General features: G+C 48.1%; 18 protein-coding genes. 5 read left to right on the forward strand and 13 right to left on the reverse strand.

The annotated features are described in order from the left end of the window. Positions 1–2: 2 nt before the first annotated feature. The 3 genes from QM717_RS15065 to QM717_RS15075 form a co-directional block, all read right to left on the reverse strand. Positions 3–1,220 (reverse strand): DUF1015 domain-containing protein, encoded by a 1,218-nt coding sequence (locus QM717_RS15065; protein WP_415038641.1) that lies wholly within the window; start codon positions 1,218–1,220, stop codon positions 3–5. Positions 1,221–1,225: 5 nt separating this feature from the next. Continuing rightward, positions 1,226–2,113: a 3-hydroxyacyl-CoA dehydrogenase family protein gene (locus QM717_RS15070; protein WP_415038643.1), complete on the reverse strand. Its 888-nt coding sequence runs from the start codon at positions 2,111–2,113 to the stop codon at positions 1,226–1,228. Positions 2,114–2,194: 81 nt separating this feature from the next. Continuing rightward, positions 2,195–3,160, reverse strand: coding sequence for a Gfo/Idh/MocA family protein (locus QM717_RS15075; RefSeq protein WP_415038645.1), 966 nt, complete (start codon positions 3,158–3,160; stop codon positions 2,195–2,197). A 205-nt stretch (positions 3,161–3,365) separates the two neighbouring features. On the opposite strand from QM717_RS15075, the gene QM717_RS15080 reads away from it, so the two are divergent. Continuing rightward, on the forward strand, positions 3,366–4,007 hold the full coding sequence (locus QM717_RS15080; protein ID WP_415038646.1) for a protein-L-isoaspartate(D-aspartate) O-methyltransferase: 642 nt from the start codon (positions 3,366–3,368) through the stop codon (positions 4,005–4,007). Here QM717_RS15080 and QM717_RS15085 read toward each other — a convergent pair. Both QM717_RS15085 and smpB read right to left on the reverse strand, forming a co-directional pair. After that, positions 4,004–4,363 (reverse strand): helix-turn-helix domain-containing protein, encoded by a 360-nt coding sequence (locus QM717_RS15085; protein ID WP_415038648.1) that lies wholly within the window; start codon positions 4,361–4,363, stop codon positions 4,004–4,006. The two genes, QM717_RS15080 and QM717_RS15085, sit on opposite strands and share 4 nt — an antisense overlap. Before the next feature lie 3 nt (positions 4,364–4,366). After that, positions 4,367–4,825 carry an SsrA-binding protein SmpB gene (gene smpB, locus QM717_RS15090; RefSeq protein WP_415038650.1) on the reverse strand — a complete coding sequence of 153 codons (459 nt, stop codon included), beginning with the start codon at positions 4,823–4,825 and terminating at the stop codon, positions 4,367–4,369. Positions 4,826–4,949: 124 nt separating this feature from the next. Between smpB and QM717_RS15095 the strand changes: the two genes are divergently transcribed. Next, positions 4,950–6,473: a S8 family peptidase gene (locus tag QM717_RS15095; protein WP_415038652.1), complete on the forward strand. Its 1,524-nt coding sequence runs from the start codon at positions 4,950–4,952 to the stop codon at positions 6,471–6,473. Positions 6,474–6,543: 70 nt separating this feature from the next. On the opposite strand, the gene QM717_RS15100 is transcribed toward QM717_RS15095, so the two are convergent. Genes QM717_RS15100 through QM717_RS15120 form a run of 5 tightly spaced genes read right to left on the reverse strand, consistent with a single transcriptional unit; the run spans position 6,544 to position 11,565 of the window. Next, positions 6,544–7,971, reverse strand: a complete 1,428-nt coding sequence (locus QM717_RS15100) for a hypothetical protein (RefSeq protein ID WP_415038654.1) — start codon at positions 7,969–7,971, stop codon at positions 6,544–6,546. Positions 7,972–7,981: 10 nt separating this feature from the next. After that, positions 7,982–9,157 (reverse strand): ATP-binding cassette domain-containing protein, encoded by a 1,176-nt coding sequence (locus QM717_RS15105; protein ID WP_415038655.1) that lies wholly within the window; start codon positions 9,155–9,157, stop codon positions 7,982–7,984. An 8-nt stretch (positions 9,158–9,165) separates the two neighbouring features. Next, positions 9,166–9,726, reverse strand: a complete 561-nt coding sequence (locus QM717_RS15110) for a GNAT family N-acetyltransferase (RefSeq protein WP_415038657.1) — start codon at positions 9,724–9,726, stop codon at positions 9,166–9,168. Further along, complete coding sequence (locus tag QM717_RS15115; protein ID WP_415038658.1) at positions 9,726–10,664, reverse strand: alpha/beta fold hydrolase; 939 nt, start codon at positions 10,662–10,664, stop codon at positions 9,726–9,728. The genes QM717_RS15110 and QM717_RS15115 overlap by 1 nt, the downstream gene beginning before the upstream one ends. Positions 10,665–10,713: 49 nt before the next feature. Then, entirely contained in the window at positions 10,714–11,565 is an 852-nt protein-coding gene (locus QM717_RS15120; RefSeq protein ID WP_415038660.1) for an aldose 1-epimerase family protein, read from the reverse strand. Between the two features lie 87 nt (positions 11,566–11,652). Here QM717_RS15120 and QM717_RS15125 point away from each other — a divergent pair, with 87 nt between their 5' ends. Together QM717_RS15125 and QM717_RS15130 are read left to right on the forward strand one after the other, a co-directional pair. Beyond that, positions 11,653–11,934 carry a hypothetical protein gene (locus QM717_RS15125; protein ID WP_415038662.1) on the forward strand — a complete coding sequence of 94 codons (282 nt, stop codon included), beginning with the start codon at positions 11,653–11,655 and terminating at the stop codon, positions 11,932–11,934. Between the two features lie 99 nt (positions 11,935–12,033). Beyond that, complete coding sequence (locus QM717_RS15130; RefSeq protein WP_415038664.1) at positions 12,034–14,031, forward strand: M1 family metallopeptidase; 1,998 nt, start codon at positions 12,034–12,036, stop codon at positions 14,029–14,031. Between the two features lie 46 nt (positions 14,032–14,077). Here the strand turns inward: QM717_RS15130 and QM717_RS15135 are convergent, their stop codons facing one another. The 3 genes from QM717_RS15135 to clpB form a co-directional block, all read right to left on the reverse strand. After that, the gene (locus QM717_RS15135) at positions 14,078–14,596 is read right to left on the reverse strand and encodes a hypothetical protein (RefSeq protein WP_415038666.1); all 519 of its coding nucleotides are present in this window, start codon (positions 14,594–14,596) and stop codon (positions 14,078–14,080) included. A gap of 155 nt (positions 14,597–14,751) precedes the next feature. Next, positions 14,752–14,997, reverse strand: a complete 246-nt coding sequence (locus QM717_RS15140; protein ID WP_415038668.1) for a hypothetical protein — start codon at positions 14,995–14,997, stop codon at positions 14,752–14,754. A 168-nt stretch (positions 14,998–15,165) separates the two neighbouring features. Next, entirely contained in the window at positions 15,166–17,769 is a 2,604-nt protein-coding gene (clpB, locus tag QM717_RS15145) for an ATP-dependent chaperone ClpB (protein WP_415038669.1), read from the reverse strand. Between the two features lie 142 nt (positions 17,770–17,911). On the opposite strand from clpB, the gene ytxJ reads away from it, so the two are divergent. Further along, positions 17,912–18,298 carry a bacillithiol system redox-active protein YtxJ gene (ytxJ, locus tag QM717_RS15150; protein ID WP_415038671.1) on the forward strand — a complete coding sequence of 129 codons (387 nt, stop codon included), beginning with the start codon at positions 17,912–17,914 and terminating at the stop codon, positions 18,296–18,298.

Consider the following 18,298-nt stretch of genomic DNA (forward strand, 5'->3'; position numbering starts at 1 on the left):
TTTTAAATCTCGTAAACGACCAATCCGCTTCTGAACTTCGGTTCGATATAGGTGCTTTTCGGCGGCATGATCAAATCGTTGTCGGCCAGTGCCTTGATTTCTGAAATCTCGGCAGGGAACAACATAAAGCCTACTTCAAATTCACCTTCGTCGATCACTTCCTTGATCGTCACGATCGATTGCGTACCGGGAATGTAATCGATTCGTTCGTCGTTGCGCAAATCGGTAATACCAAGGATCGGCTGCAAAACTTTTTCATACAAAATCTGCGCGTCGAGGCTTTCCAGTACATTGTTGAAATTGTTCTCATCCTTGAGTGTCAGGTTGTAAAACTCCCCGTCGAAGTACATGCCGAACTGGAATTTCTTAGTCGGTTTCCATAATTCCTGCTCTTTGTTCTTGATCCAGAACAATTGCGACAACGCATTGAGGAAACTTTCTTTCGTATGGCCGTTCAGGTCGCGGATGATGCGGTTGTATTCGTAAATCTTGACGTTGCTTTCGGCAATCAGGAAGCTCATGAAATAATTGAGGTGCTCGTTGCCTGAAATCTTGTCTTCCTCATAGAGCAGTTCCGCCGAAGCCGAGCGGTGGTGGCCGTCTGCAATGTAAACGTCACCAATCGCCTCAAATTGCTTTTGCAGCCATTTTTTTTCGTCATCCGAATCGATTTTCCAAAGTGTGTGCTTTTCTTTATTGGTGGTGGAAAACTCATAAAGAGAGGCAGTTGTCTTTTTTTGGCTAATCCATTGGTTTAAATCTTCATTGTCCGGATACGTGATCAAAACCGGTTCGGTGTTGAAGCCGGTCTGGTGCAGGTAATCCTTGAACAATTCGACCCGATATTGCAAGGTATCTTCGTGCTTTTTGATTGTATTGTTTTGGTAATCTTCGATACTGGTTCCGGCAATGATTCCAGTGAATATGCGGTTTTTGGACTGGATTTCATACAAGAAAAACACCGGCTGTTCTTCGGTGACCAAGACCTGTTCGTGCTTGAAATCGTGGTACTTCTGCGCGACCAACTTGAACCGTTTCTCGAGCCCGATTTTCTGCTGGTTCACATAAGCCGGATTGAGCACATGCAAGAACGAAAACGGGTTGAAATCAAGATAAGCCGCCAATTCGGCCGGACTGTAATCGTCATACGTACGGCAAGTCACGAGGCTTACTTTGTCGGGTGTCGGGCGGACGGCGTGAAACGGAATGATCTTGGCCATGATTTTTAGGCGAACATTTTCGCGACTTTCTCCGCTTTTTTACTCTCGGAATAATCGTAAAACCCTTCACCGGATTTGACGCCGAGTTTCCCGGCGCGGACCATATTTACAAGCAGTGGGCAAGGGGCGTATTTCGGGTTCTTGAAGCCGTCGTGCATCACGTGAAGAATCGCGAGGCAAACATCGAGCCCGATGAAATCGGCCAGTTGCAATGGTCCCATCGGGTGTGCCATGCCAAGTTTCATCACCGTGTCGATTTCATAGACGCCGGCCACGCCGTTGTACAGCGTTTCGATCGATTCGTTGATCATCGGCATCAAAATTCTATTGGCCACGAATCCCGGATAATCGTTGACTTCTACGGGAACTTTACCGAGTTTGACCGATAAATCCATGATCAGTTTCGTCACTTCATCCGAAGTGTTGTAGCCGCGTATGATTTCGACCAATTTCATGATCGGCACCGGATTCATGAAATGCATCCCAATGACGCGTTCCGGATGCGAAACGACCGCGCCGATTTGCGTAATCGAAATCGAAGAAGTGTTGGTGGCCAGAATCGTATTGTGGGAACAAGCGTCGTTCAATTGCTTGAAAATGTTGAGTTTCAAGTCGACGTTCTCTGTTGCCGCTTCAACTACCAAATCAACACCGGTTACGCCGTCCTTGATGTCGGTGTAGGTGATGATGTTGCCAATCGTTTTGAGTTTGTCTTCCTCGGTGATGCTGCCCTTGGCAACCATGCGGTCGAGGTTTCCGGCGATGGTGGCCATGCCTTTGTCGAGTGATTTTTCAGAAACGTCGATCAATTTTACAGTGAATCCGCTTTGTGCAAAGGTGTGTGCAATTCCGTTGCCCATGGTTCCGGCTCCGATGACGGCGATGTTTTTCATTTTTTGTTTAGGTTTTTATGGCCGCGAATTCACAAATTTTATCTTGTTAATTCGTGAATTCGTGGGGTTTGTTTTTGTTTGTTATTTTTTGAAGCAATCGATGATCTGGTAAGCGACGCGCAAGGCTTCGGTGCCGTGCTCCAACGTGACGATTGGCGTAGTGTTGTTGTTGATCGCATCGGCGAAGGTTTCGAGTTCGTCGAGGATGGCGTTGTTGTGTTCGACTTCGGGATTGGCGAAATAAATCTGTTTTTTGACGCCTTCTGCGTTTTGCAGGATCATATCGAAATCGCCCGGCACTTCGGGCGCGTCCTTCATCTTGACGACCTCGCATTTCTTTTCGAGGAAATCGACTGAAATGTAAGCATCTTTTTGGAAAAAACGCGACTTGCGCATGTTCTTGAGCGAGATGCGGCTTGCCGTTAAATTGGCCACGCAGCCGTTTTCGAATTCGATGCGTGCGTTGGCAATATCGGGTGTGTCCGAAATGACCGAGACGCCACTGGCATTGATGTTCTTGACTTTGGAGTTCACGACGCTCAAAATCACGTCGATGTCGTGGATCATCAAATCGAGTACGACCGGGACATCGGTACCGCGCGGGTTGAACTCGGCCAGGCGGTGCGTTTCGATGAACATCGGGTTTTCGATCATGTTTTTGGTGGCGATGAATGCCGGATTGAAACGTTCGACATGACCGACTTGCCCTTTGACGTTGAATTCCTTGGCCAGTGCGATGATTTCCTCGGCTTCCTCAACCGTATTCGAGATGGGTTTTTCGATAAAGATGTGCTTGCCCGACTTGATCGCAACGCGTGCGCATTTGTAGTGCGACAGCGTAGGCGTGACGATGTCGATGACGTCTACGGCGTGGATCAAAGTGGCAATGGTATGGAAATTTTTATATCCGAATTCTTTCGAAATTTTCTCCGCGTTTTCCTGGTTCTCGTCGTAAAAGCCAACGAGTTCGTACTTTTCGGATTGCTGCAGTAGTCTCAGGTGGATTTTTCCCAAGTGGCCGGCGCCAAGAACTCCAACTTTTAGCATATTGATGAATTTTGAACACAAAAATAGCAATTAATGCATAATGGATAATTCATAATTGAGAATTATTTTGCGGATGGGAGCAGTTGGCCCTAGCCCTGATGGAGCCGGTATCCTTTTTTGCAAAAAAAGATAAAGGCGAGAGCAGGAAACAGCTTCCAAAAACCAATAACTTTCTTACTTTTGTGCAAACCATTTTCCCCAGATTTTGAAAGATACCGCCAAACACCAAGGACTCAGGAACCAACTCGCCGCATTGCTGGAAACCAAAGGCATTACGGACAAAAATGTATTGGAAGCCATCAAGAAAATCCCACGTCATTTGTTCCTCAATTCAAGTTTTGAAGATTACGCGTACCAAGACAAAGCATTCCCGATCGGTGCCGGTCAGACGATTTCACAGCCGTACACGGTGGCATTCCAGAGCCAGTTGCTCGAGGTCAAAAAAGACCATAAAGTGTTGGAAATCGGGACGGGTTCTGGTTACCAGACGGCGGTTTTGTTTCATTTGGGCGCGAAGGTTTACAGCGTGGAGCGGCAAAATGAACTGTTCAAGCAGACTTCGGTATTGCTGCCAAAATTGGGGATTCGTCCGAAACATTTGTCGTTTGGCGACGGTTACAAAGGATTGCCGAACCATGCGCCGTTCGACAGTATTATCGTGACCGCCGGTGCGCCAATTATCCCGAAACCACTGATGGCGCAACTCAAGATAGGAGGCAGGCTCGTGATTCCATTGGGCGAAGAAAACCAGATCATGACCTTGTTGATCCGCAAGAATGAAACGCAATTCGAGAAACATGAATTGGGCGAATTTCGTTTTGTGCCTTTATTGGAGAATAAAAATTAAGAACCGCGCAGGTTTTCGAATTTTTGTTTGAGCGCGTCCATCTCGTCGAGCAGTTTTTGCAACGGATCGGCCTTTGGCGTTTGCGGATGCAATTCGGCTTCGGCGGCTTTGAGCGCATGGACCGCGAATTCTTCGCCTTCCAATTCCCGTAAAATTTTTTCCTTGAGCCAAATCGTCAGGATTTGTTCGCGGTTGATGTCGAGCAATTCGGCCAATTGCAATACTTGCTTGCGGGTGGGATTGCGCTGGCCGCTTTCGAATTTGCTGATCAGCGCCTGGTCGATTTGGAGTTTTTCGGCCACTTCGCGCACTTTGAGTCCTTTTTGTTCGCGGGCATTCCTGAGCAGCGTTTTCATGACTTAGCGGTACGCTTTCTTGATGCGGTCGAGGTCACGCTTGGTGTCTTGTTCCTTCAAGGATTCGCGTTTGTCGTAGGTTTTCTTTCCTTTACAGAGCCCGATTTCGAGTTTGGCGATGCCTTTTTCGTTGGTGAACAGTTTAAGCGGAATAATCGTCAAGCCTTTGGTTTCTACACTGCGCGACAAATTCTTGAGCTCGCGTTTGTTGAGCAACAGTTTGCGTTCGCTGCGCGCCTTGTGGTTGAATTGGTTTCCGAAAGTGTATTCTTCAATAGAAGTATTGATCGCGAACAATTCGCCTTGTTCGTTGAATTCGCAAAAACTGTCTACGATCTGCGCCTTTCCGAGCCGGATCGATTTGATTTCGGTTCCAGTCAGAACAATACCGGCGGTGTACGTCTCGATGATTTCGTAATCGAATCGCGCGCGTTTGTTGAGGATGTTGACGGTCTTGAGCATGTCGGCAAAGTTAAATGAAAATACGACAATCCCAAAATCCCGAATGTTGATAAGTAAAATGCATTTTATAAAAAAATGTTAAAAAAATAATTAAATTAGTGTAAACCAATTAACTAAGCAAAACATGAAGAAAGCGAGTATCAAGATTTTAGTTTTTGCAGCGCTCGTATTGGTTGGCTGTACCAAAGAAGAGAACCTTGAAATCAGCCAGCCGGATTCGGAAATACTGAACAAAGAGCCGCTTACCCCGCAACAGGTCAACGCACAAATCGACCAGGCACTGGCCGATAAAGGCTCCTTTGATTGGAAAGAAGCCACGAGCCATACGCTTTGGAGTGCGGTCTATCACGGAGACAACATGGTTTCGGTGGGTTTTGGGATTACCGCCAACGATTACGACAGAAGCCGTTCGCCTGAAAATGGTCCCATCCAGCACGAATTGTTGCAAATCATTGCCCAGAGCGAAGGAAAACCGGCCAATGAGATTTTATTGTCTTCCGATGCAACACTCAACACCATGGACGTTTTGGTCGTGAAACAGGAAACGATCATCGCCATCCGAAATTACCAATTCATGCGTTACGTCGAGCCGGGGAATTACAAGTACTTCGCTTATGCAGACGGCAACCGCCAACGTGGGGCCGAATCGACCAGCAGTTCGGGCGGTTCGGGTTGCGGATTTGAAGCTTCGACGCTCAATGCCGCCGATTATACAACCATAACGCCCAATGCCAAAGCCGCCTGGACTTTGTACCAGCACAATGTGCCATCGGCCTGGACCTACAGTACAGGACAAGGCATTACGATTGGCATCGTCGATACCGGAACCTCGCCGAGCCAGACCTTGTTGGGCAGCAATTTTAACGACGGATTGTCCACCGGGCGTTCCATCCAGAAATTTGGAACCTATGTCGACTCGATCTGGCCTTGGGTAACGACCACCGATGGCCCGAATGACCAATGCGGTCACGGAACGAGCATGGCGTCTGCCGCAGCGGCTCCTCGAAACGACAATGGTTTGCCCGTGGGCGTGGCTTACAATGCCAACCTGATTACGTATCGCGCCGCTTCGAATGTGGTGCTCGACGGGGCCAGTGAACAAAACGGTGTCAAGAATGCGTTTACGGCTTTGGCCAACAACAGCAATGTCAAGATCATCTCGATGTCGATGGGACATGTTTTCTCGGTAGGCAAGATTTCAGATGCGATCAAATATGCCTATTCGAAAGGCAAACTCATCTTCTGCGCCGGCGGAACCTCGACGAGCTTTACGACTTTCGTCGGGGTCATTTTCCCAGCTTCGATGGCCGAAACGGTAGCGGTGACCGGAATCAAGGAAGGCGCTGGTTTTATCAAATGCGACGATTGCCATTCGGGCAGTAAAATCGATTTTACGGTCGTGATGCAACGCGCCAGCGGAAAAACCGTTCCGGTGGTGAGTTATTACGACAACCAATCCGACTATGTGGGCGGATCTTCGGTGGCCACGGCTACCACTGCGGGAATCGGCGCACTGGTTTGGGCCAAATACCCAAGCTGGACGCGTGACCAGGTCTTGGCCAGGATGCGCCAGTCGGCCAATTTCTATCCGAACAAAAATCCGGAATTCGGTTATGGCAATATCAACGCGCTTTTGGCCGTGCAATAATATTTAGGGAAAGCCCCTGAACGAAACCATCGGCGGATTTTTTTGCCGGTGGTTTTTATTTTTAGGGAATTTAGCTTTCTGCGAGTGCTTTCCATTTTTTGATGTAGCCCGTCAGCCACAGCATCATCAAGACCACAAGAACGATATTGAGGTAGGCGAATGTCGGGAACATATCGTCGAGCCATTCATAAGTAGGGGTGTTGACAATCTTAGAAGTACCATTGGTTGTCCATACTGTACGCCTGTGGTTGAAACATTCCATCACGATACCGTAGACGGCAGGAAAAAAACCAGCCATCGACCAGAGCATCAAATTGAGCGGAATTCCCGAAAATCCTTTTTTGAGGTTGCTGCCGACTGTAGTGAAAAAGTAAACCGCCATGGTAATCATCAACAAAGTGCACAACACCAAAAAAGCCGTCGATTCTCCCGACAAGGTCGATGCAATCCCAATCGTAATCCACAAAGCGACCATGGCCACGAGCGCAAACAGCCAGCTTCGTCCGTTGGTGACCTTGAAGGAAAATAGCATCATGCTCAAGGCAAGCGCAAAATACAATACGAAATAAAGGGCTGCTTCTTCAACGATCGGTTCTGTCCAGGCGCTTGAAAGGATTTTGTAGCTTTCAACGAGGTCATTTTGCGGTACATAATATTGGTAGGGTGGGTCTGTCGCATTGATGGCTTGGTCTTCGGTCACTATAACCAGGCTGTCTTGTGTTTGCGGAGGGACGGAGCGCCCGATCAGGTCGTAATCCTTGAAATCAGGATAATGATAGGTAAGCGAGAACCATTGCGTTGCCGTTAAATTGGTTTCCAGGCGGTGCTCCTTGACAATGGCCATGTAATCGCGCATCATTCGGATCACTGCCTCCTGTTTGTTGGCTTGCATGTCGTATTTGATTTGGTCATGTTTTTTGCCGAACAGGATCGAAAAGTACTCGTTACTGCTTTTGTTCATGAGCGATTTTTTGTCATACACTTTGCCGTTGAACTGGATCGTCATGATTTTGTCTTCGCGGTCGGGATCTTCGTAGTTGTAGTAATTTCCGGCCACAAATACCGAGGCTTCATTGATGATCAGGCAACGGCGTTTGACTTCTTCGTACGAATAGTGGCTTCGGATCCTTAAATTCTTGGCACAGATGAAGGACAACGAATAAGAAACATTGAGCAGGCACACCAGTAAAATCATCAGCCATTCCTTGAAAAGGTGGTATTTCGTAAGCCGATAAAATGATTTGTAGGCGTTGTTTCTCAAATAGTAAACCAACCAGATCACCGTAAAGAGCAGTCCAATGAGTATGCTGAAGAAAATGGCATAAGCTGCGCTGGTGTCACTCCAACGGCCTCCCGAAAAATTGAGCCGTCCTGACGCGTAACCGATTGCAAAAAAGGCCAGGTGAAACAACAAGGCGATCGAAACCACCGGGACAATTTTCATGTTCCACAACAAAGGCTGGGTAATGAGGAGGCGTTTTTGAATTTTTTCGAACATGGTAAAAAATTTAGGAGACAAAGAATCGGCGGGTCGAATGGGAAATGTCCCTGAAATAAATCAGTGGGATTTGGTGGTCCACGACCATTTTCATAAAGTCGTGCACAGCAACACCGCCGTTGAAACTGATGATAAAAGTACCGCCGTTGAATTGGAGCGAAGCCATGTCGTGTTTGTTGAAAATCTCGGCGAGTGCGCCTTGCGTGAGGCTGCTTTCAAATTCGATGACGAGCTGTTTCTTGGCGCTGTTTTGAGGATTTTCGGATTCCGCAACATCTTCGTGCAGGTTCTTCTGTACGCCGTTCTTGAGGAAAATCACCTGATCGGAAGTTTTTTCGACCTCATACAATTGCTGCGAACTCAATACAATCCCGAGTGGCCGGAACGGTGATTTGGCAATGGCCCTGAAATCTTCGAGGATGGTCTGTTGGGCCAGGATGTCGAGGTTGGCCAATGGCTCGTCGATGAGTAGAATTTTAGGCTTGCGCAACAACATGCGCGCCAATTCAAAGCGCATCTTGTAACCGGATGAAAGGCTTTTCCATTCGAAGTTTCTAAACTTTCGCAGCCCGAGCCTTGCAATGATCAATTCGGTCACCAATTTGTTTTCCTCGGGACGGTAGCCATAACTTGCGGCAGTGAATTGCAGGTTCTCGAACATCGAACCGTACCAGTTTTCCGTGCGTTGCGGAATGTAGACCAACTGGGACCGCAAATCATAGGCATCCTCGTAATCGAAATGGTATTTGATGGCTCCGCCGGAGGCAAACAATTCGCCGCACAGCAACCGAAGCAAGGTGGTCTTGCCGTTGCCATTTTCTCCTACGAGCCCGAGGATTTCCCCTTGCCGGAGTTCGAGCGAAACGGGGCCAAGCTTAAAACCACTAAGACCACGGTCATAATTCTTGATCAATTGATCGGTGGAAACCAAAACGGCACGCGAAACCATTTCCTTGGTCGAAAGTTTGGCGTAGAGTTCGTCGAGCAATTGGCCGAATCGCTGCGCATAACCTTCGGTTTCGGGTATATTTTTATCAAGCCAGCCCAGGAAATCCAAGGTGTTTTGGTAAAAACCGATGTCTTCGGTGTCGAGTGTCAGGTCGATGATGCGTTTGGTGAGGATGCTGTAATCTTGGAATTGGAGGAAATGCTGCAGTTCCTCAAATTGTTTTTCAAATTCGGTCATCTGTGGGGTTAAGGTTTGAAATTGCGCTTGAGCAGCGAATAGATTACGGTATCGAGAAAACGTCCGTCGAAAAACTCATTTTCACGCAGGTGTGCCTCGCGTACAAATCCATTTTTCTCGAGCACCAGGGCCGATCCGATATTTCTTGGGTCGATGATGGCTTCAATCGAATGCAGTTTCATGTGGTCGAACCCATAGGCCAATACAGGTTTGATCGCTTCGGTGATGATGCCTTTGCCTTGGTGATCGGGATCGAGCATGTAACCGATTTCGGCGCGGTGATGTTCGGGTTTGATCCGGTAGTGACCGATGATGCCGAGCAGTTTCGGATCGCCCTTGAGCGTAATGGCCCAATTGATGCCTTCGCCGCTCAGGACCTTATCCTCGATCATGCGGATGTGCTCCATGGCTTCTTCCTTGTTGGCGACCAACGGGCGCGGGATGAATTTCATCGTTTCGGGATCGGAGCGCAGTTTAAAGACTTGGTCGACGTCGTTCCCATCGACACGGCGCAACAGCAACCGCTCGGTCTCGAGTTCGGTAAAAGGTAGGAATTGGATGTCCAGCATTATTTTTTGTTTAAAAAATCGACAATCTTGATGTTGACCATTTCGGCTTGGTCGATACTCAGGAAATGCCCGGCATTCATGATCATATCGGTTTCGGCATGCGGAATGGTCTCGGCGGCTTTCGTCAAAATGCCGACATCGTTGATGACGTCGCGGTCGCCCACCAAAACGAGCACCGGAATTTTGAGCGATTGCAGCTCTTGTTTGGAGAAACGCGTCATCTTCATGAGGTCGGGTTTGCTGCGTCCAAACTTATTGGCAAGATAAAACTGTTCTTTGTATTTCTGGTCAATTTTTTCAGGATAATAGGAAAATTGTGCAAAAAATTTGTGGAGTTGCTTTTTGTCGGGAAACATTTTGAGTTTGAGCGCCGACATGGCCTTGCCCAATTTGTCCACACCACCGAACGTTTGCGCCGGACTCAACAAGACCAATTTGCCGATGCGGTTCTCAGGTTCCAACGCCAGCATCGTAGCCACCCAACCGCCACGCGAGGCGGCAACGAGCGAGATGTTTTGGAGTTCGTAATGGGCGAATATTTCGTTGTAGAAACGGATCATGTCCTTGGGATGCATTTCGCTCACATAAGCCAATGATTTTCCGGTTTCCAATGGATAATCGATCGCGTACACACGGAATTCCTTGCTCAACGACTTGATGTTGGGATACCACATGGTCGAGCTGGCATCGGTACCATGAAAGAGTACCACTGGATTGGCGTCTTTGGGGCCACTGACGATCACGTGTGCCAGGCCATAGCTTGTCTTGATGTTTTCTTCGGTGTAGGGCGCGTCCCAAAGTCGGAGCGTTTGGTTGTAGGCTTGCAGGTATTTCTGCTTCCCGGTCCGGGTGGGAAATACAAAATCATTGGAATCATTGGTGACCGCGCACGAAGTCAGCAGTGTAACGAAAGCAAACAGGAGGAGGTTTTTTCGCATGGAATGGGGATGTGGTTGTCCTTCCAAAAATAAACCATCGCGGGTGTTTTCAGAAAACGTCTATCCTGAAATTTGTTTCAAAATTTCCACCTGCTGCCAAGATTTGGATGCCTTCTTTTTCAAAAAGGTTTCCATTCGAATCGGGTGTGTCGGCATAACCAAACCACGGTTCAATACACAGAAAAGGCGCATCTTTCTTGGTCCAGAGACCCAGATGGGGGAAGTCGGGGAAACTGACCTTTACCATCGGTTTGTCGTTTTTCTGGATCGTGACCGAATCGGATTGGAATGTTTTAAAAACCAACGCATCGTTTTCAAATAATTTATAGTCGAGTGGGAGTTGGCCGTTTTTTAAATCGAGGTTTTCTGTCTCATCCGATACCAAATCGTTTTCCAGTAAATGAAATTCCAGCGATTCATCGTCCGAAAAAAACAGGCTGTAATCTTCGAAATCGCCTGCAAGCGCAAAAGCAGGGTGCGCCCCGATTGAAAACGGCATCGGTTCTTTGTTGCGGTTCCAAACTTTATACCCGATTTGCAGCCCCGTTGCATCAATAGAATAAATGAGACGCAATTCGAATTCGAACGGATACACTTTCAAGGTTTGGGTAGAAGACCGCAGTGAAAAGATGATTTTGCTCTCGGTTTGGCTTGTAATTTCAAATTCCATGTCGCGGGCAAAGCCGTGGCGCGAAAGGTTGTAGGTTGAGCCGTCGTATCGGTAACTGTTGTTCTTCAAGGTCCCGACGATGGGAAAGAGCACAGGCGAATGTTTGCCCCAGAAATCGGGGTTGCCATTCCAGATGTATTCCCTGCCGGCATCGTTCCGAAGCGAAACGAGTTCGGCGCCTTTGGTGTTGATGGTAGCGGTTAGTCCTGATTTGTAGATGGTTGTCGTCAAAGTTTAATGTTTTTTTGTTGCACAGTAAATATATTTTATTAATTTTATTTCGCCAACAAATCATTTTTAACCTAAACCCCTACGATTATGACTACCGATTTCGAAACCATCGAGAAGGAGAAAATCCGTTCCCTTCATTTCCCAAAAGCCGATGTGCTTGATGACAAACAAGCCAAACACGAACGCGAAAGCGAACTCAACCGTGCGCTAGCCTTGGGCAACCTTGAACATTCCAAAATCAAGATTTTCTTTGAGGACGACTTGTCCAAAAAAGTCGTGGAAACCACTGTTTGGGGCGTGACCGACGACCGCATCATCCTCAAGCAAGGCTCGTCTATACCGATCAACCGGATATACAAATCTTTATAAAAAACAAAAACACCAACCACAAATTGGTGTTTTTTTATGCGTTTCTTTGCTGTAACAAAAAATCAAAACGGCGTACCTATCTCCACCAAAAGACTTTTTATGAAAAATATTTTTGCGAAGGCTGCTCTAGTGGCCAGTTTGTGCGGAATTTCGAATCTCATCGCGCAGTCGGGCAACGTTTCCAAATACAATTACCAGGAAACTTTCAGCCCGCTTTTTTACACCAAAAACGGATCCGATACCAGGACCGCGAGTGGCCAGCCCGGCGAAAAATATTGGCAGAACCGCGCCGACTATGAATTGACGGCCACGCTCGACGACCAGAAAAACGAAATCACGGGCGCTGCCGTTTTGACCTATACCAACAACAGTCCCGAGAATTTGCCTTTTTTGTGGATGCATGTCGACCAGAATCTCTTTGCGGCCGATTCGCGCGGCAATGCCGTGATCCCGCTTGGGGGAAGCCGCAATGGTGCACGCGGGCAGGCTTTCGACGGCGGTCATAAAATCAAATCGGTCAAACTCGTCAGCAATTCAGGCGAAACCGATCTCAAGTATGCCATCTACGATACGCGCATGCAGGTTTTCCTGCCAAGTGAAGTCAAGGCCAATGGCGGTTCGGTCAAAATCAAGATGGAATTTTCATTCGTATCCCCGGTATATGGCTCGGACCGCATGGGAATCCTCGAAACCAAAAACGGAAAAATCTATTCTGTCGCGCAGTGGTATCCAAGGGTTTGCGTGTTCGACGATGTGAAAGGCTGGAACACCAATCCTTATTTGGGTGCGGGCGAATTTTACCTCGAATATGGGGATTACGACATTACGATCAATGCGCCTTACAAGCACCTCGTGGTTTGCTCAGGCGAATTGCTCAATGCGCCAGATGTCTATACTTTCGAACAGCAAAGAAGGTGGACGGCCGCGGCAGCAAGCGACAAAACGGTAAGCATCCGCTCGGCCAATGAAGTCAACAATTCGGCTTCGAGACCCGCCGGGAAATCGATGCTGAGTTGGCGTTTCAAGCTCAAGAACGCGCGCGATGCCACTTGGGCTTCCTCGGCAGCTTTTGTTATGGATGCGGCCAAGATCAATTTGCCAAGCGGAAAAAAATCGATGGCGATTTCGGTCTATCCTGTCGAAAGCGATGGGCAGAAGGCTTGGGGACGCGCTACAGAATACACCAAGACATCAATCGAATATTACTCGAAGACCTGGTTTGAATATCCTTATCCGGCCGCGGTCAATGTCGCTTCGGTTGCCGGTGGCATGGAATATCCGGGGATGGTGTTCTGCGGTTGGGAAGCCAAAGGCGAAGATTTGTGGGGCGTGACCGATCACGAATTCGGGCACACCTGGTTTCCGATGATCGTCGGTTCGAACGAACGCCAATTCGGTTGGATGGACGAAGGGTTCAACTGGTTCATCAATTCGTTGAGCAGCGTCGATTTCAACAAAGGCGAATACAAACGTCCGACGACCGATATGCAGAAAGCATCGCTCTACATGACCGACCCGAACCTCGAAACCGTCATGGTTGCTCCCGATGGGATGAAGGAAAGCAGCATCGGCGTGTTGTGTTATTACAAGCCGGCAGAAGGATTGACGATGTTGCGCGAGCAGGTTTTGGGCAAAGAACGGTTCGATTTGGCGTTCCGTACCTACATCAGCCGTTGGGCATTCAAGCACCCGACCCCCGATGATTTCTACCGCACCATCGAAAATGTGGTTGGGGAAGATCTGGGTTGGTTCTGGCGCGGCTGGTTCCTCAACAATTGGCGTCTCGACCAAGGCATAGCTTCGGTCAAATATGTCAAGAACGATGCGTCGAAAGGCGTCTTGATTACGATCGACAACCTCGAAAAAATGGCAATGCCGGTACAACTCGACATCAAGCTCAAGAACGGCAAAACCGAACGCGTGAATCTGCCTGTTGAGGTTTGGCAACGCAACAAAAGCTGGACATTTAGGCATCCTTCGACCAGCGAAATCGAAAGCATCACGATCGATCCCAAGCATGTGTTTCCCGACTTCAACCCGACCAATAACAGTTGGACTGCCGGCAAAGACAAACTCGATTCCGATAACAGTAAATAACAAAAAAGCACCCCGAGAGGTGCTTTTTTTATATCGTTTTTGATGGTTATTCGATGTTGAAATTGATCGGGTAATTGTACAGGCAACGAACGGGTTTGCCGTTTTCAACTGCAGGAATCCATTTTTCATTGAATGCCGAAAGTACACGTACCGTCTCTGCCTTTAATGCATCGGTTTGTTTGGCCTCGTAAGCTTTCTCCTCCTCGGTCGCGATTTTGACATTGGTGTTTTCCACCAAATCCTTGACGCTGATGTGGAACGTGCGCACGTCGCTCATGCTTCCGTCGGGTTCGACGACAAAGCTGGCGAAAATCTTCACTTTCTTGTTCTTCAAATCGGGAAACTTGAAATGGTAGCCGATGAAAGTCGAGAGTGCGAGCATGCCGTCCTTGAGTTGCGGTTTCGAATCGACATCGGTGGTGCGGTAAATCTTTTCGTTGAGGTCGGCTTTTTCGACCGCAGGTTTGTCTCCGGCTTTGCCCGTCGGATTTTCGACCGTGTAATTTTGCGCCGACAAGGTGACGGCAAAGCAACACAGCAATAAAAGTAAAATTGGTTTACTCATGCGTAGTAGTTTTTTTCGGAATTCGTGAATCGGCGATGTCATCCCGATTTTTTTCCAAATATAAATATTTTTTGTATTCCGCACGGTAGTTTTTTAAAACGTTGATTTTAAATCGGGTATAAAAAAAAACCGGCATCGCTGCCGGCTTTGTGTTGTCAATCTTCATAATAGTTGAAGTCTCCATTTTCATCTGATAATAAGATTTCAATCTTGGTGATGGTGTCCATGCTTTTTTTGCCTGCAGGGCCACCGGACTGAAACGAAACGTTGACGAGATTTTTCCTGCTTCGGAGCAGGTCGACCAGTCTTTCGACCAACCTTTGCTCGTCAATGTCGATAAAATTTTCCTTCTCGGACAGGAGCCTTCCCGGCATTTTGATGGTGACATTTGTTTTGTCCATACTTCTATTTGTTTAGTGAAAAATTGACTTTTGCATAGCTAAGCAAACCGGGTATGTTGTGTAAATTTAACGCTGAATAATAGCGTTTAGTGTTAAAAAACAGATAATAGTGTCAATATCTGCGAACTATATGATGAAATATTGTTTAAATGATAATTTGCTGTAAGATTACTTCTGCAGCTCGGTTTGGTTTCGGAACACCAAATTACCGTCGAATGAATCGAGCAAAATGATGCTGTCGGTCGCGATGTTTCCGGCCAGGATTTCTTTCGAAAGCTGGTTCAACACCTCGCGTTGGATGACCCGTTTTACCGGTCTTGCGCCAAATTGCGGATCGTATCCTTTTTCAGACAAGTATGCAATGGCTTCCGGTGTCGCATCCATCGCAATGCCTTGCTGGGCGAGCATCTTGGTCACCGATTTGAGTTGCAACCCGACAATCTCCTTGATGTTGGCACTGCTCAATGGCGTAAACATCACAATCTCGTCGATGCGGTTGATGAACTCCGGACGCACCGTTTGCTTGAGCAGGCCCAGGATTTCCGATTTGGCCGCTTCGGTCGCTGCCTCAATTCCTCCCTTGAGGTTTTCAAATTTCTCCTGGATGATCTCGCTTCCCATATTCGACGTCATGATGATGATCGTGTTTCGGAAATCGGCCAGGCGGCCTTTGTTGTCGGTCAATCGGCCTTCGTCGAGTACCTGCAGCAAAATGTTGAACGTATCCGGATGCGCCTTTTCGATCTCGTCGAGCAAAATCACCGAGTACGGCTTGCGTCTGACGGCTTCGGTCAATTGTCCGCCTTCATCATAACCCACATAGCCCGGAGGCGCGCCCACCAAACGGCTCACGCTGTGGCGTTCCTGGTACTCGCTCATGTCGATGCGCGTCATTGCGTTTTCGTCATCGAATAGGTATTCGGCCAATGCTTTGGCAAGCTCGGTTTTTCCGACACCGGTGGTTCCGAGAAACAGGAACGTCCCGACGGGTTTCTTCATGTCCTGCAGGCCGGCTCGGCTTCTGCGTACCGCGTCCGAAACGGCTTCGATGGCTTCTTCCTGTCCCACGACACGGCGGTGCAATTCGCTTTCGAGCTGGAGCAATTTCTCGCGTTCGCCCTGCAACATCTTGGTTACCGGGATTCCGGTCCATTTGGCCACGACTTCGGCGATGTCTTCGCGCGTCACTTCTTCCTTGATCAAGGAAGTTCCCGATTGGTTTTCCTGCAGTTGCTTTTGCAGATCCTCCAATCTGGTTTGTGCGTCCTTGATTTTGCCGTAGCGGATTTCGGCCACTTTTCCGTAATCGCCTTCTCGTTCGGCGCGTTCGGCTTCGTATTTGAAATCCTCGATTTCGGTCTTGACGGCCTGGATGCCATCGACGATGTCTTTTTCGGATTTCCATTTGCTGAAAATCTCGTTGCGGTCGTCCTTCAAGTTGGCCAGTTCCATCCCGAGCGATTTGAGTTTGCTCTCATCGTTTTCGCGTTTGATGGCTTCTATTTCAATTTCGAGCTGCATGATTTTACGGTCCAACACATCGAGTTCTTCGGGTTTGGAATTGATTTCCATGCGCAGTTTCGAGGCGGCTTCGTCCATCAAGTCGATGGCCTTGTCGGGAAGGAAACGATTCGTGATGTAGCGCTGCGACAGTTCGACAGCGGCAATGATCGCCTCATCCTTGATCTGGACCTTATGGTGCGTTTCGTATTTTTCCTTGATGCCACGCAGGATCGAGATTGCACTTTCGGTATCGGGCTCGTCGACCATGACCTTTTGGAAACGGCGTTCGAGTGCCTTGTCCTTTTCGAAATACTTCTGGTATTCGTCCAAGGTGGTCGCACCGATCGCACGCAGTTCGCCACGCGCCAAGGCCGGTTTCAAGATGTTGGCCGCGTCCATCGCACCTTCGCCGCCACCGGCCCCCACGAGCGTGTGGATCTCATCAATAAACAAGACGATGTCGCCTTCGGAAGTCGTGACTTCTTTTACAACAGATTTTAATCGTTCCTCAAATTCCCCTTTGTATTTGGCGCCGGCTATGAGCGCGCCCATGTCGAGCGAGAAAACGATTTTATCCTTGAGGTTTTCGGGCACGTCGCCGTCAACGATCCGGTGCGCCAAACCTTCGGCTATCGCGGTTTTGCCCACGCCGGGTTCGCCCACAAGCATTGGGTTGTTTTTGGTTCTCCGTGTCAGGATCTGCAAGACGCGTCGGATTTCCTCATCGCGTCCGATGACCGGATCGAGTTTGCCGTTTTTGGCCAATTCGTTGAGGTTTTTGGCGTATTTGCCCAAGGCGTTGTAGGTTTCTTCGGCGGTCTGTGAAGTCACCCGTTCGCCTTTGCGGAGCTCGTCGATGGCCGCCTGCAGTCCTTTTTCTGTAACGCCTAGGTCTTTGAGGATTTGGGCGACCTTGCTTTTCGATTTGAAGATCGCGAGGATCAAATGCTCGATCGAAACGTATTCGTCGTTCCTTTTCTTGGCGATGATTTCGGCTTCGTTCAGGGTCGAATTGGCCTCACGCGACAAGGTAATCTGTGCGCCGGAGACTTTCGGGAAGCTCTGGATGGTGCTGTCGAGAATTTGCTCGAACAGCGGTACATTGACGTTGAGCTTCTTGAGGATAAACGGCGCAACATTTTCGTCGACTTCAAAGATGGCCTTGAAAAGATGTTCGTTCTCGATCTGCTGTTGTCCATAACTTTGCGCGAGCAATTGTGCCTGTTGCAAAGCTTCCTGTGATTTAATTGTCAAGAGATTTATGTTCATAATTCGTTAATTCTGTAGGTGATTTTGTTGTGTTTTGTAATTTTGGTCGGCGTATTGCAATTGATATTCCAATGCGAATAATCTGACTTTTTGTCTTAATTTTTACATTAACAAATGACAAAAAGTCTTAAAATACGACAATATGGGTTTATTTCAAGGCTTATTCGGAAATTCAAATGATCAGCCAGAGCAAGGCAATGTCGATTGGAATTCGTTGCACAACATTTCCCAATTGCAGGAAATCATGAAGGATTCATCACAGAAACCGGCGATTATTTTCAAGCACAGCACACGCTGCGGGATCAGTCGTATGACGCTCAGGCGCTTTGAACAGGAGTTTGGTTTGCAGGATAAAGTTACGCCGTATTTTTTGGATTTGCTAGCGCACCGCGATGTTTCGGATGCGATTTCCCAGCAATTTTACGTGCAGCACCAATCGCCGCAATTGCTGTTGATTGTGGATGGAAAATGTGTCTACAACGAATCGCACGAAGGGATCGACGCCGCGGAATTGGGGCAGAGACTGTAA

Source organism: Flavobacterium sp. (assembly GCF_047602195.1).
GTDB lineage: Bacteria > Bacteroidota > Bacteroidia > Flavobacteriales > Flavobacteriaceae > Flavobacterium.

Coding starts and splice junctions, on each gene's coding strand:
- QM717_RS15105 (WP_415038655.1), bottom strand. CDS start 9,157: ATGACCGAATTTGAAAAACAATTTGAGGAACTGCAGCATTTCCTCCAA.
- QM717_RS15135 (WP_415038666.1), bottom strand. CDS start 14,596: ATGAGTAAACCAATTTTACTTTTATTGCTGTGTTGCTTTGCCGTCACC.
- QM717_RS15130 (WP_415038664.1), top strand. CDS start 12,034: ATGAAAAATATTTTTGCGAAGGCTGCTCTAGTGGCCAGTTTGTGCGGA.
- QM717_RS15110 (WP_415038657.1), bottom strand. CDS start 9,726: ATGCTGGACATCCAATTCCTACCTTTTACCGAACTCGAGACCGAGCGG.
- QM717_RS15125 (WP_415038662.1), top strand. CDS start 11,653: ATGACTACCGATTTCGAAACCATCGAGAAGGAGAAAATCCGTTCCCTT.
- QM717_RS15085 (WP_415038648.1), bottom strand. CDS start 4,363: ATGAAAACGCTGCTCAGGAATGCCCGCGAACAAAAAGGACTCAAAGTG.
- smpB (WP_415038650.1), bottom strand. CDS start 4,825: ATGCTCAAGACCGTCAACATCCTCAACAAACGCGCGCGATTCGATTAC.
- QM717_RS15100 (WP_415038654.1), bottom strand. CDS start 7,971: ATGTTCGAAAAAATTCAAAAACGCCTCCTCATTACCCAGCCTTTGTTG.
- QM717_RS15070 (WP_415038643.1), bottom strand. CDS start 2,113: ATGAAAAACATCGCCGTCATCGGAGCCGGAACCATGGGCAACGGAATT.
- QM717_RS15115 (WP_415038658.1), bottom strand. CDS start 10,664: ATGCGAAAAAACCTCCTCCTGTTTGCTTTCGTTACACTGCTGACTTCG.
- QM717_RS15095 (WP_415038652.1), top strand. CDS start 4,950: ATGAAGAAAGCGAGTATCAAGATTTTAGTTTTTGCAGCGCTCGTATTG.
- QM717_RS15140 (WP_415038668.1), bottom strand. CDS start 14,997: ATGGACAAAACAAATGTCACCATCAAAATGCCGGGAAGGCTCCTGTCC.
- QM717_RS15065 (WP_415038641.1), bottom strand. CDS start 1,220: ATGGCCAAGATCATTCCGTTTCACGCCGTCCGCCCGACACCCGACAAA.
- ytxJ (WP_415038671.1), top strand. CDS start 17,912: ATGGGTTTATTTCAAGGCTTATTCGGAAATTCAAATGATCAGCCAGAG.
- clpB (WP_415038669.1), bottom strand. CDS start 17,769: ATGAACATAAATCTCTTGACAATTAAATCACAGGAAGCTTTGCAACAG.
- QM717_RS15075 (WP_415038645.1), bottom strand. CDS start 3,160: ATGCTAAAAGTTGGAGTTCTTGGCGCCGGCCACTTGGGAAAAATCCAC.